At 65.1% G+C, this 12,541-nt stretch carries 12 protein-coding genes; 9 read left to right on the top strand and 3 right to left on the bottom strand.

Annotation, left to right across the window (positions count from 1 at the left end; translation table 11 throughout):
- Positions 1-139: 139 nt before the first annotated feature.
- Complete coding sequence (locus VGD20_RS03110) at positions 140-346, top strand: hypothetical protein (RefSeq protein ID WP_327469442.1); 207 nt, start codon at positions 140-142, stop codon at positions 344-346.
- Positions 347-402: 56 nt separating this feature from the next.
- Here VGD20_RS03110 and VGD20_RS03105 read toward each other — a convergent pair whose 3' ends face one another.
- Positions 403-804, bottom strand: a complete 402-nt coding sequence (locus VGD20_RS03105; RefSeq protein WP_331133048.1) for a MerR family transcriptional regulator — start codon at positions 802-804, stop codon at positions 403-405.
- Positions 805-845: 41 nt separating this feature from the next.
- On the opposite strand from VGD20_RS03105, the gene VGD20_RS03100 reads away from it, so the two are divergent.
- The 3 genes from VGD20_RS03100 to VGD20_RS03090 all read left to right on the top strand — a co-directional run bounded on the left by VGD20_RS03100 (position 846) and on the right by VGD20_RS03090 (position 4,464).
- On the top strand, positions 846-1,583 hold the full coding sequence (locus VGD20_RS03100) for a glutaredoxin family protein (RefSeq protein WP_331133047.1): 738 nt from the start codon (positions 846-848) through the stop codon (positions 1,581-1,583).
- A 73-nt stretch (positions 1,584-1,656) separates the two neighbouring features.
- Positions 1,657-3,225, top strand: a complete 1,569-nt coding sequence (locus VGD20_RS03095) for an alkaline phosphatase D family protein (RefSeq protein ID WP_331133046.1) — start codon at positions 1,657-1,659, stop codon at positions 3,223-3,225.
- 42 nt (positions 3,226-3,267) lie between these two features.
- Positions 3,268-4,464 carry a nucleotide pyrophosphatase/phosphodiesterase family protein gene (locus VGD20_RS03090; protein ID WP_331133045.1) on the top strand — a complete coding sequence of 399 codons (1,197 nt, stop codon included), beginning with the start codon at positions 3,268-3,270 and terminating at the stop codon, positions 4,462-4,464.
- Here the strand turns inward: VGD20_RS03090 and VGD20_RS03085 are convergent, their stop codons facing one another.
- On the bottom strand, positions 4,465-4,995 hold the full coding sequence (locus VGD20_RS03085) for a hypothetical protein (protein ID WP_331133044.1): 531 nt from the start codon (positions 4,993-4,995) through the stop codon (positions 4,465-4,467).
- A 1-nt stretch (position 4,996) separates the two neighbouring features.
- Entirely contained in the window at positions 4,997-6,820 is a 1,824-nt protein-coding gene (mutL, locus tag VGD20_RS03080; RefSeq protein ID WP_331133043.1) for a DNA mismatch repair endonuclease MutL, read from the bottom strand.
- A 197-nt stretch (positions 6,821-7,017) separates the two neighbouring features.
- On the opposite strand from mutL, the gene VGD20_RS03075 reads away from it, so the two are divergent.
- From VGD20_RS03075 to rodA, 5 genes are read left to right on the top strand one after another with little or no spacing between them, the layout of a single operon-like run.
- Complete coding sequence (locus tag VGD20_RS03075) at positions 7,018-8,064, top strand: rod shape-determining protein (protein WP_331133042.1); 1,047 nt, start codon at positions 7,018-7,020, stop codon at positions 8,062-8,064.
- A gap of 17 nt (positions 8,065-8,081) precedes the next feature.
- Positions 8,082-8,990, top strand: coding sequence for a rod shape-determining protein MreC (gene mreC, locus VGD20_RS03070; protein ID WP_331133041.1), 909 nt, complete (start codon positions 8,082-8,084; stop codon positions 8,988-8,990).
- Complete coding sequence (locus VGD20_RS03065) at positions 8,987-9,508, top strand: rod shape-determining protein MreD (protein WP_331133040.1); 522 nt, start codon at positions 8,987-8,989, stop codon at positions 9,506-9,508. The genes mreC and VGD20_RS03065 overlap by 4 nt, the downstream gene beginning before the upstream one ends.
- Positions 9,509-9,527: 19 nt before the next feature.
- A complete protein-coding gene (gene mrdA, locus VGD20_RS03060) occupies positions 9,528-11,438 on the top strand; it encodes a penicillin-binding protein 2 (protein ID WP_331133039.1) in 1,911 nt (636 codons plus the stop codon).
- Entirely contained in the window at positions 11,435-12,541 is a 1,107-nt protein-coding gene (gene rodA, locus VGD20_RS03055) for a rod shape-determining protein RodA (RefSeq protein WP_331133038.1), read from the top strand. The genes mrdA and rodA overlap by 4 nt, the downstream gene beginning before the upstream one ends.

Genomic DNA, 12,541 nt, shown 5'->3' with positions numbered 1-12,541 from the left:
TGTCATTAGGCCCGTCGCGCATTGGGTTTCGAGAGCGATTCGGGTGTATCGCATAAGGATCGCGTAAATTTGGCCGGGCCTTCGACGCCGCGAACTTCGGCGCTGGACAGATGGGCCGCGCCGCCGCTACCGGCGCGTCATGGGTATCACCGCAACAATCATGAACACCGCCACCGGCCAGCCGATCCAGAAAATGACCTTCGGCCGCATGCCGAAACCCTGGGCGAGCTTCAACCTCGCGACCGGCGAACTCGTTACCGCCGAGCGGATCGACGTCGGAAAACCCGAACCCGGCAAGTTCGCCGCAACGGTCCATGTGTGGGTCAAGGTCAAGACGCCGGCGTAACGACGATGAGCAGGTGGCTTGGTCGAGCCGCCGTTCCCGGAACAGTTCAAGAGGCGCTACGGCTCGAACGCCGCCAGAATCGGGCACGGTCCCTTGTCGCTCGCGGCGCATTGGTCGGCAAGTCGCGCCAGCGCGGCGCGCGTTGACGTCATCTGCGCGATCTTTGCGTCAAGCACTTCGATCCGCTGCCGTGCCAGCGTACGGACACGAACACGGTCGTCGCTTGCCTCTAGCGCGAGCAGTTCGGAAATCTCGTCGAGCGTGAAGCCTGACGCCTGCGCCGAGCGGATGAATTTCAGCCGTCTGAGGTCCTCCCCGCCATAGCGGCGGATCCCGCCACCCCAGCCGTCACCGCCGCTGCGTGCGGGCGTACCCAGCAGCCCGCGACGCTGGTAATAGCGCACAGTTTCGACCCCCACGTCGCCCGCGGCGGCTAATTTTCCGATTGTAAGCTGCATCGCTTGACTCCGTACCATGGTACGGGAGCTATATGGGGCGCATGACAAAGCAAGCAACCCTCCATCGCATGGTCATGCCCGGGCACACCTGCCCCTATGGCCTCAAGGCAAAACATCTGCTCGAAAGTCGCGGCTTCACCGTCGACGACCGCTGGCTGACGACGCGCGAGGAAACCGACGCGTTCAAGGCCGAGCATGGCGTCAAGACGACGCCGCAGACCTTCATCGACGGGGAACGGATCGGCGGTTACGATGATCTTCGCCGTCATCTGGGGCTGAAGGTCGCCGATCCCGATGCGACCAGCTACGTCCCCGTGATCGCACTCTTTTCCATGACCGCCCTGATGGCGCTCGCGACCAGCTTTTCGGTCTATGGCGATGTCTTCACCCTCCGCGCCGCCGAATGGTTCATCTCGTTCAGCATGATCGTGCTCGCGCTGCTCAAACTGCAGGATGTCGACAAGTTCGCGACGATGTTCCTGAATTACGACCTGCTCGCCAAGCGCTGGGTGCCCTATGCGAGCATCTATCCTTTTGCCGAGGGTTTGGCGGGCGTTCTGATGACCGCGCATGCCCTGCCCTGGCTGTCGATCCCGCTGGCGCTGTTCATCGGCGGCATCGGCGCAGTGTCGGTGTTCAAGGCGGTCTATATCGACAAGCGCGACATCAAATGCGCGTGCGTCGGCGGCAGCAGCAAGGTGCCCCTAGGCTTCGTATCGCTCACCGAAAATGTGATGATGGTGGCGATGGCGCTCTGGATGGCGCGGATGTGGTTCTGATCCGCCATCCGTCATTGATGAAACATGGGACTGGGCTATCAGGGGCGGTGATTCGCCTCCACGGAGCCCAGCCATGTTCAATCGCCGCCATTTCCTTGCCGGGGCGACCCTCGCCGGGCTTGCCGCGCCCGCGATCCTGCGCGCCGAGGGCGGAATTTTCCGCGAATTCCCGTTCAGCCTCGGCGTCGCGGCGGGCGATCCGGCGAGCGACGGCTTCGTCATCTGGACGCGCCTCGCTCCCGACCCAATGGAGCGCCATGGCGGGATGCCGCTGGCGAATTTCTCCGTCGACTGGGAGGTCGCAAGCGACAGCGGCTTTCGCGATGTCGTCGTCAAGGGCACCGAACTTGCGCGCCCCGAACTCGCGCACAGCGTCCATGTCGAGGTCGCGGGGCTCCAGCCCGACCGTCCTTATTATTACCGCTTCACCGCCGGCGGCGAGCGCAGCCTGCGCGGTCGCGCACGCACCCTGCCCGCCCTGGGAGCCAAGGCTGATACGCTGAAGTTCGGCGTCGCAGGATGCCAGCATTTCGAAGCAGGCTTTTTCGGCGCCTATCGCCACCTCGCGCGCGAAGACCTCGCCTTCGTCTATCATTATGGCGACTTCATCTACGAATATAGCGAGGAATATCTGTTCAATACCGGGCTACCGACGCGCCCGGTGCGCAAGCACGCCTTCCGTGCGCTCGTCGACGTTACCGATTTCCGCAATGCCTATGCCCAGCAGCTCGGCGACATCGACCTTCAAGCGGCGCGCTGTACCCACGCCTTCCTGTCGAGCTTCGACGATCACGAGATCCGCAACGACTGGGTCTCCGATATCGACAACTGGAAGCTCGGGCTCGACGTCAACGATCCCGAAGCCGCCTCGCCCGAGGTCTTCATGCTGAAGAAACAGGCGGCGATGCAGGCGTGGTACGAGCATATGCCGGTGCGTAAGGCGCTGCTGCCGCGCGGCGGTATGGTCGCGATGAACCGCGAGTTCCGGTGGGGCGACCTGATGGCGATGCAATTGCTCGACACGCGCCAGTATCGCGACGACCAGCCGTGCGACGACGGCTTCAAGCCCGCCTGCCCGGGCGTGTTCGACAGGAATGCGCAGGTGCTCGGCAAGGCGCAGGAGGAATGGCTCGGCCGCAACCTCGCGAAGGGCGGCGCGACATGGAACGCCTTTGCCCAGCAGGTCACGATGATGTCGCTCGACCGGCGGCGGAAGGAAGAAGAGCCGAAGAAGATTCTCAATCTCGATAGCTGGGCCGGCTATGAAGCGCCGCGCGAGCGCATCCTGTCGCGCATGGCAGGGCTGAAGAACAATGTCGTGCTGACCGGCGACGAGCATCAGAATTTCTGCGGCGACCTGGTGTCGAAGGACAAGGTCGTCGGCGCCGAATTCGTCGCGACCTCGATCTCGTCGGGCGGCGACGGCAGCGACCAACGGAACGGCACCGACACCTTTCTGAAGCTCAACCCCGAGCTCAAATTCGCCAACGACCAGCGCGGCTATGTCGTCTGCGACGTCAATCGCGACGCCTGGCAAACGCATTTCATGGTCGTCGACAAGGTGACGACGCCGGTGAACACGCTGTCGAAACGCGCCACGGGTGTGGTCGAAAGGGATGTCGCAGGGATCAAGATGGCCTGAGGTGTCGCCGGGCGGTCACACAAGGTCCATAGCGGAGCGCGCATGAACCGCCTTGTCACGCTGCTGCTCGCCCTCCTGCTTCCCCTCGCCGCGCACGCGCAAGAGCAAGCCGGGCGCAAACCCGTCACGATCCTGATCTCGATCGATGGCTTTCGTGCCGATTATCTGGATCGTGGCATCACCCCCAACCTGTCGCGGCTGGCGGCCGAAGGCGCGCATGGCAAGCTCCGCCCGTCCTTCCCGACCAAGACCTTTCCCAATCATTATGCGATCGTCACCGGCAAGCGCCCCGACAATAACGGGATCACGGGCAATAACATGATCGATCCGCGGCGACCGGGGGTGAAATTCAGCCTCGGCGACCCGAAACAATCGCTCGATCCCTTTTGGTGGGACGAGGCCGAGCCCGCGTGGATTACCGCGGGCAAGGCGGGGGTACGCAGCGCGACGATGTTCTGGCCGGGCAGCGAGGTCGAAATCCACGAGAGCCGCCCGCCCGACTGGCTGCGCTATGACGAGCATGTCGATTATGCACAGCGGGTCAACACGGTGCTCGACTGGATGCGCCGTCCGCCGGACATTCGTCCGGCGTTCGTGACGCTTTATTTCGAGGCGGTCGACGATGCGGGGCACGAGTTCGGCCCCGACAGCGCCGAAGTGAGTGCCGCGATCACCGAGGTCGATCGACGTGTCGGCGAGCTTGTGGCGGGGCTCGCCGCGCTGGGGCAGCCCGCACGAATGATCGTGGTTGCCGACCATGGCATGCGCGCGATCGACGAAAGCCGCGTGATCCAACTCGCCGACCTGATCGACCTTCCCAGCATCGTCGCGGTCGAGACCGGTCCCTATGCCGCGATCGAACCCGCCACCGCGACCGACAACAGGGTCTATGAAGCGCTGCTGAAACCGCACGATCATATGACGTGCAACCGCCGCGAGGACCTGCCCGAGCGACTGCATTACGGTCGCAACCCGCGCGTCGCCGCGATCATCTGCATCGCCGAACCCGGCTGGTCGATCATCGCGGGCCCGCCGAGCTGGCCCGTGAAAGGCGGCGCCCACGGCTATGACAATCAGGACCCCGAGATGCTCGCGCTGTTCGTCGCGAGCGGCACCGGCCTCGAGGGCGACGTCGGCATCGTCGACAATATCGAGGTCTATCCGTTGCTGATGCGGCTGATCGGCGTCACGCCGCTGCCGAGCGACGCGACGGGCGAACTCGCGAAACGCCTGCGATGATCAGTCGCGCAGCACCGCCATCGCGTGGATCGACGCGGTCGGCGCATTGACGATCTGGAGCTGGTAGCGTCCCGGCGTCACGTCGAATTCGACCATCTTGCGAACGCCCGAGCAAGCGGGGCCATGCCCGTGCGTGACCGATTTCACCACAGCGCCGCCGCGGACCAGATCGATCCACGCCCCCGCGTCGAGCGCGACCATCAGCCGTCCCGCCTTCCGGACCTCGACCGGGATCGTGCCACCGAATTTATAGGCGTCGGGCTTGCGGTCGGGGGCGACGCCGTAGCGCAGGCTTTCGAACTTGTGCAGCGCCAGTTCGGTTCGCGCCGCACCAAGCGGCGACCAGTCGGCACCGAGATCGTCGCCATAGGCATAGATCGTCTTGCCCGTCGCGTTGCGGCCCCAATCTGCCAGTTCGGGCGGCAGCACAGGTGCGGCAGGACAGGCTGTTGCGGGCTTCTCGGCCGGCGCTGCGAACACTGTCACTGGCAGTATCGCAACCAGCGACATGGCGATGATCCGAAAGCGCATCCTATTTCCTCCCGAACAATTTCTCGACATCGTCCATCGCGAGCTTCACCCACGTCGGACGGCCATGATTGCACTGGCCCGAATGCGGGGTGACCTCCATCGTGCGGAGCAGCGCGTTCATTTCGGCGACGCTGAGCGTCCGCCCTGCCCGCACCGACCCGTGACATGCCATCGTCGCCGCGACCAGTTCGAGCCTTTCGTTAAGGCCAAGCGCGGCGTCGTAACCCGCCAGATCGTCCGCGATGTCGGTGACGAGTTTGCGGCAGTCGATGGCGCCGAGCATCGCCGGGGTCGCGCGCACCATCACCGCGGCGGGACCGAAGCGTTCGAGTTCGACGCCGAGCGCGGCAAGCTGCGCCGCCGCCGCCTCGAGCCGGTCGCACGCAGGTTCGTCGAGCTCGACGACCTCAGGCAGGAGCAAGCCCTGCGACGGAACGGCCTGCCCGCTCATCCCCCGGCGCAATTGTTCGAGCACGAGCCGTTCGTGCGCAGCATGCTGGTCGACGATCACCAGCCCGTCCTCGGCCTCGGCAACGATATAGGTGCGCGCGATCTGGCCGCGCGCGATACCCAGCGGATGCGCCTCGCCCCCCGGAACGGGCGCGGTTGCCGCTTCGGCGCGCCCCATCGGCAATGCGTCGCGCGGCGGCGCGAAATCGATGACGCGGTCGCGCAGGAGCGCGAGCGTTGCGGGATCGTCTTCCGCACCGAACAGATGCGTTGCTGGCGCATGCGGATATGGCAGGTGCGCCGCGAACAGGGTCGGGACCGGCGGCTGCGGCACCACGGGCTCCTGCTGCCATGCCGCCAGCGCGGCCTCGGCGGGGCGCTGAACGCTGCGAAAGCCATGTTCATCGAGCGCGCGGCGCAACCCGCCGACGATCATCCCGCGCACGAGCTGCGGGTCGCGGAAGCGCACCTCGGTCTTCGCGGGATGGACGTTCACGTCGACCTCGCTCGTCGGCACGTCGAGGAACAGCGCGACGACCGGATGGCGGTCGCGCGCAAGCAGATCGGCATAGGCACCGCGCAGTGCGCCGACGAGCAGCCGGTCCTTCACCGGGCGGCCGTTCACGAACAGATATTGATGGTCGGCGATCCCGCGATTGTAGGTCGGCAGGCTGATCACGCCGCCCAGATGCACCTCACCGCGGTCGATATCGACACCGATGCTGTTGGCGGCGAGATCGCGCTGCGTCAGCGCAGCGACGCGCGAAAGCTGGTCCTGCCCGCCCTGCACGTCGAGCACGCGGCGCCCGTCATGCTCGACGGTGAAGCCGACATCGGGCCGTGCCATCGCCAGGCGTTTCACGACGTCGAGGCACGCGGCATATTCGCTGCGTCCGCTCCGCAGGAATTTCCGGCGCGCCGGCACGCGCGCGAACAGGTCCTCGACGACGACGCGCGTTCCCTTGCCAAGCGCCGCCGGCCCTTCGGCGATGACCGTCCCGTTATCGACGACCCGCCGCCAGCCGTCGCCGCCTGCGATCCGGCTTTCGAGCGTCAACCGCGCGACGCTCGCGATCGAGGGCAGCGCTTCGCCGCGAAATCCTAGCGTCGTGACATCCTCGATCGCATCGTCGGGGAGTTTCGACGTCGCATGGCGTTCGAGCGCGAGCGCCATATCGGCCGCGGTCATTCCGCACCCGTCATCCTCCACCTCAAGCCGCGAGATCCCGCCCTCGGCGATTCGCACCGAAATGCGAGTCGCACCGGCATCTATGGCGTTTTCAACCAGTTCCTTGAGCGCTGCGGCGGGTCTTTCAACCACTTCACCGGCTGCGATCCGATTTACGAGCTTTTCCGGCAGGCGACGTATTGACATGGGGCCTCTCCTAGCGCAGTCGGACGCAAATCGCGACCCACCCGCACAGCCTGATCTTCCTGTCCAGCCAGCCGACTTCGGCAGAGCCGGAATCTCCCCCAGATTTGGTCCTGTTGTCGGACGGCAACGAGCAATTTATGACGACGGTGGTGCGGCCCGTTCGGACGCCGCGCTGTCGATGACAGGAACTATATCTGATGTCCTTCTTTTCCCGCTGGTTCAAATTCAATTCGCAAGACATGGCTATCGACCTCGGCACCGCAAACACGGTCGTGTATGTGCGCGGGAAAGGCATCGTGCTCAACGAACCCTCGGTCGTCGCGGTCGAGACGCTGAACGGTATCAAGCGGGTCAAGGCGGTCGGCGACGACGCCAAGCTGATGATGGGCAAGACCCCCGACAGCATCGAGGCGATCCGCCCGCTCCGCGACGGCGTCATCGCCGACATCGACGTCGCCGAGCAGATGATCAAGCACTTCATCACCAAGGTGCACGGCGGCAAGCCCAACGCGTTCCGCAGTCCCGAAATCGTGATCTGCGTCCCCTCGGGCTCGACCAGCGTCGAGCGCCGTGCGATCCGCGACGCCGCGTCGAACGCGGGCGCCAGCGAAGTGTGGCTGATCGAGGAACCGATGGCCGCGGCGATCGGCGCCGACATGCCGGTCACCGAACCGATCGGGTCGATGGTCGTTGACATCGGCGGCGGCACGACCGAAGTCGCGGTGCTCTCGCTCCGCGGCCTCGCCTACACCACCTCGGTCCGCGCCGGCGGCGACAAGATGGACGAAGCGATCGTCTCCTACGTCCGCCGACACCACAACCTGCTGATCGGCGAGGCGACCGCCGAACGGATCAAGAAAGACTTCGGCATCGCGCGCGTCCCTGCGGACGGCACCGGCCTGACGATCCACATCAAGGGCCGCGACCTCGTGAATGGCGTGCCCAAGGAAATCTCGATCAATCAGGCCCAGATCGCCGAAGCGCTGTCCGAACCGATCGGCACGATCGTCGAAGGCGTGCGCATAGCGCTCGAAAATACCGCGCCCGAACTCGCCGCCGACATCGTCGACCAGGGCATCGTGCTTACCGGCGGCGGCGCGCTGATCGCCGAACTGGACGAGCTCCTCAAGGATGCGACCGGATTGCCGGTCACGGTGGCGGAAGATCCGCTGACCTGCGTCGCGATCGGTACCGGCCGCGCGATGGAAGACCCCGCCTTCCGCGGCGTGCTGCAGCAAGCCTGATCGGGTACAGCTGAACCATGGTCCGCCCGGCACATCGACGTCCGGGGCAATCCCGAAAGGCCCAGTACAGCCTGTTCGTCGCCTATGTCATTGCGGTGACCGGGGCGGTGGCCGGGCTACTCTTGGCGATTCTTTCGGTCGTTGACCCCATCGGCTTTGCCCAGCTTCGCGTCGCAAGTCAGGAAGTCACCGCGCCCATCGCGCGCGTGTCGCGGTCGGTGATCGGATCGATCTCGGGCATCGACGACACCGTCGGCGCCTATGTCCGCGCGGGCACCCAGAACCGCCGGCTGCGCAAGGAACTTGCCGACACGCGGCGCGAACTGGTCGCGACCGGCTCGCTGCAGGAAGAGAACCGCCAGCTGAAAGCGCTCTTGAAGCTGCAGGAAACCGACAAGACCGCGCTCGCCAACGGCTATCTGCTCACCTCGACCTCGACGAGCAGCAAGCGCATCGCGCTGCTCAGCATCGGTCGCAACCTCGGCGTCGCTTCGGGACAGCCGGTGCGCGGCGCCGACGGGCTGATCGGCCGCGTGCTGAGCGCCGGGCCGTCGGTCTCGCAGGTGCTGCTGCTCACCGACGTCGACAATATCGTGCCGGTCCGCCGCGCCCGCGATGGCCTGCCCGCGCTCGCCAGCGGCCGCGGCAATGGCGACCTCGACGTCCGCACGCTCAACATCGCGAACAATCCGTTCAAACCGGGCGACATCCTCGTCACCTCGGGTACCGGCGGCCTCTATCCACCGAACATCCCGGTCGCGATCGTCGTACGGCGACAGGACGACGGCGCGCTTGCCCGCCCGCTCGCCGACCCTGGCAAGGTCGACGCCGTATCGGTGCTGCGCCCCTATACGCCCGACAATATCGAGGCGCAGGGCCTGCCCGGACCGGCAGCCGCCGCCCCGGCGCCCGCGAAAGCGCCATGAACCAGAAGGGTCCGCGCCTCGGCGAACCGGCATCGCTGTGGCGGATGCGCATCGTGCCGATCGCGAGCGTCATGTTCGCCTCGGCGCTGCCGCTGATGCTGCCGCTGATCGCCAATTCGCCGGTCTTGCCGCCGCTGGGCCTGCTCCTTTTCCTGTGCTGGCAATTGCTTCGTACCGAAATGTGGCCGGTCTGGATCGGGCTGCCGCTCGGCCTGTGGGACGATCTGTTCAGCGGCGCGCCCATCGGGACTGCCATCTGCTTGTGGACTGTCGCCAGCATCGCAATCCATTATTCGTCGCAGCGGATCTATTGGCGCGGCTTCTTTCACGATTGGGCGATCGCCGCCCTGTCGGTGGCGCTAATCCAGTCGCTCGCCGCGCTGATCACCCATCCGCATGCCGAAACGGGTCGCGTGCTGGGCCTTGTGGTGCCCCAGATCGTAATTTCCGTCCTGCTCGTCCCGTTGTTCATGCGCCTGACAGGCATGTTTGACAATTTCCGCCTGAGACGCCGATAGACTGGTTCTGATCCCTACGATGCCGAAGAAGAAGAGTCCGCCGATTACCGAAGCCTGGAGGGGTATAACCTTCACCCGCCGCGCGCTGGTCGTCGGCGGCGCACAGGCTGCGGTCGGCGTCGCGCTCGCGGCGCGGATGGCCTATATTTCGGTTATCGATAATGACCGCTATGTCCTTGAATCGGAAAGCAATCGTGTCAATCTGACATTGATCCCGCCGCGCCGGGGCTGGATCGTCGACCGCAATGGCAAGGCGCTCGCGAACAATCGCGTATCGCTCCGCATCGACATCTTCCCCGACCGGCTGCACAACAAGGATATGGTGCTCGGCCAGCTCCAGACGCTGCTGCGGCTCGACGGCGACGCGATGGAACGCATCAACCGCGACCTCAAGGCCGCGTCGGGTTTCCAGCCCGTCGCAGTCAGGGAGGATATGACCGAGGCCGAATATAGCTCGATCCTCGTCCGCCTGCCCGAATTGCCCGGCATCGCGCCGCAGCGGGGCTTTGCCCGCAACTATCCGACCGGCGCCGCGGTCGGCCATCTGATCGGCTATGTCGGTGCGCCGAACGCCGAGGAATATCAGAAGGTCAAGGATCCGCTCTACATCACGCCGGGGTACAAGATCGGTAAGGACGGGCTGGAGAAATATTTCCAGGAGATGCTGAAGGGCCAGCCCGGCGCGCGGCGGGTCGAGGTTACCGCGCGCGGCAAGGTGGTCCGCGACCTTTCGACGCAGGCCGACGTGCAGGGCAAGACCGTCCACCTGACGATCGACGCCGACCTGCAGGAATTCGTCGCGCGCCGCATGGGGCGCGAATCGGGCGCGGCGGTGGTCATCGACTGCCAGAATGGCGACATCCTGTCGTTCGTCTCGATGCCGAGTTTCGATCCGAACAGCTTTTCCGACGGGATCAGCAATTCGGAATATAGCTGGCTGCGCGCCGACGATCACCAGCCGCTGATCAACAAGGCGACGCGCGGCCTCTATCCGCCCGGTTCGACATTGAAGCCGATGGCCGCGATCGCCGCGGTCGAACATGGCGTCGACCCCAGCGAACGGCATACGTGCATCGGTGGATACCGCCTCGGCAGCCGCTTCTTTCGCTGCCTCGGCACGCATGGCAGCGTCGACATGGCGACCGCGATCATGAAAAGCTGCAACAGTTATTTCTACTGGCTCGCGCACCGGCTCGGATATGATGCGATCGCGCCGACCGCGCGATTGCTGGGACTCGGCGAGGAATTCCAGCTCGCGGGCAGCAACCAGCGTTATGGTACCATCCCCGACAGCGCGTGGAAGATGAAGAAATATGACCAGCCATGGTCGGCCTCGGATTCGCTGAACGCGGTGATCGGACAGGGCTATGTCAGCGTGAACCCTCTTCAGCTCGCGGTGATGGCGGCGCGGATCGCTTCGGGCCGCCGCCTCTATCCGCGCCTCGTCAACCGGCAATTCGAGAACGAGTCCCTGCCCTTCTCCGCCGAAGCGTTCGCGGTCGCGCGTCACGGCATGGACCTTGTCGTCAACGGCCCGGGGGGGACCGCCGGACGCAGCAAATTGCCGCTCGACGGCATCACGATGGCGGGCAAGACGGGGACCGCCCAAGTGCGCGGGCTCGGCACGGGCAACGGCAAAAGCGGAACGTGGAAATTTCGTGACCACGGCCTGTTCATCGGTTTCGCGCCGGTCGACAATCCACGTTACGCGACGGCCGTCGTCATCGAGCACGGCATGGGCGGATCGCGCGCTGCGGCGCCGGTGGCCAAGGATTTCATGACATTCCTCTTCGACCGCGAAAAGGCGATGGAGGCGCTCACCACCTTCGAGGCCGGCTGGGGCGGCACGATCAAGGAACGCATGGACCGCGACTATGCCGCGTGGAAGGCCGGCGCGACCAAACCCGATCCGGAGATGCCACCGCAATGATCCCGGTCCCGCCAGCCATCCAGCGCATTCCGTGGAAGCTGATCGCCATTCTGGCCGGCATCACCGGTTTCGGCCTGCTCGTCCTCTATTCGGCCGCGGGCGGCAATTGGTCGCCCTGGGCGTTGCAGCAGGGCGTGCGTTTCCTCGTTTTTCTCGGTGTCGCGCTGATCATCGGCCGCTTCCCGATCCGCATTTTCGAGGATTTCTCCTATATCGCCTATATCGGCGTGCTGGTGCTGCTGATCGCTGTGGAGCTTCTGGGTTTCGTCGGCGGGGGCAGCCAGCGATGGCTCAATCTCGGTTTCATGAACCTCCAGCCATCCGAACTGATGAAGGTCGCGATCGTCATCGCGCTCGCCCATTTCTACGCGCAGCTGCCGCCCGGCAATACGCGGACCTTTACCGCGCTGTGGCCGGCGCTGGTCATGATCGGTTTTCCGGCGGCGCTCGTGATGCTGCAACCCGACCTCGGCACCGCGCTCGCGATCTGCATCGGCGGCGTCGTCGTGATGTTCGTCGCGGGTCTGCCCTTCTGGTGGTTCGGCAGCGCCGCCGCCGCGGGCGCCGCGGCGCTGCCGATCCTCTTTTCGTTCCTCCACGATTATCAGCAAAAGCGCGTGCTGATCTTCCTCGACCCCGAAAGCGACCCGCTGGGCGCCGGCTATCATATCAGCCAGTCGAAGATCGCGATTGGGTCGGGCGGCATCGGCGGCAAGGGCTTCCTCAACGGGTCGCAGAGCCATCTCGACTATCTGCCCGAAGGCCACACCGACTTCATCTTCGCCACGATGGCCGAGGAATGGGGGCTGATCGGCGGCCTTGCGCTGCTCTTCGGCTTCTTCCTGCTGCTGCGCTGGTCGACGCGCGTCGCGCTCAAGGCGCGGACGAGATTCGGGCAGCTCACCGCTGCCGGCCTCACCATGACGATCTTCTTCTATATCGCGATCAACCTGATGATGGTGATGGGCCTCGCGCCCGTCGTCGGCATTCCGCTGCCGCTCTTCTCCTACGGCGGATCGTCGATGCTGACGATCATGACCTGCGTCGGCATTATCCTCGCCATCGAAAACGACAGCAAAACGGGCACCCGGCGCTTTCATTGA

Source organism: Sphingopyxis sp. (assembly GCF_036402335.1).
GTDB lineage: Bacteria > Pseudomonadota > Alphaproteobacteria > Sphingomonadales > Sphingomonadaceae > Sphingopyxis.
This window is presented reverse-complemented; position numbering and strand designations above follow the sequence as displayed.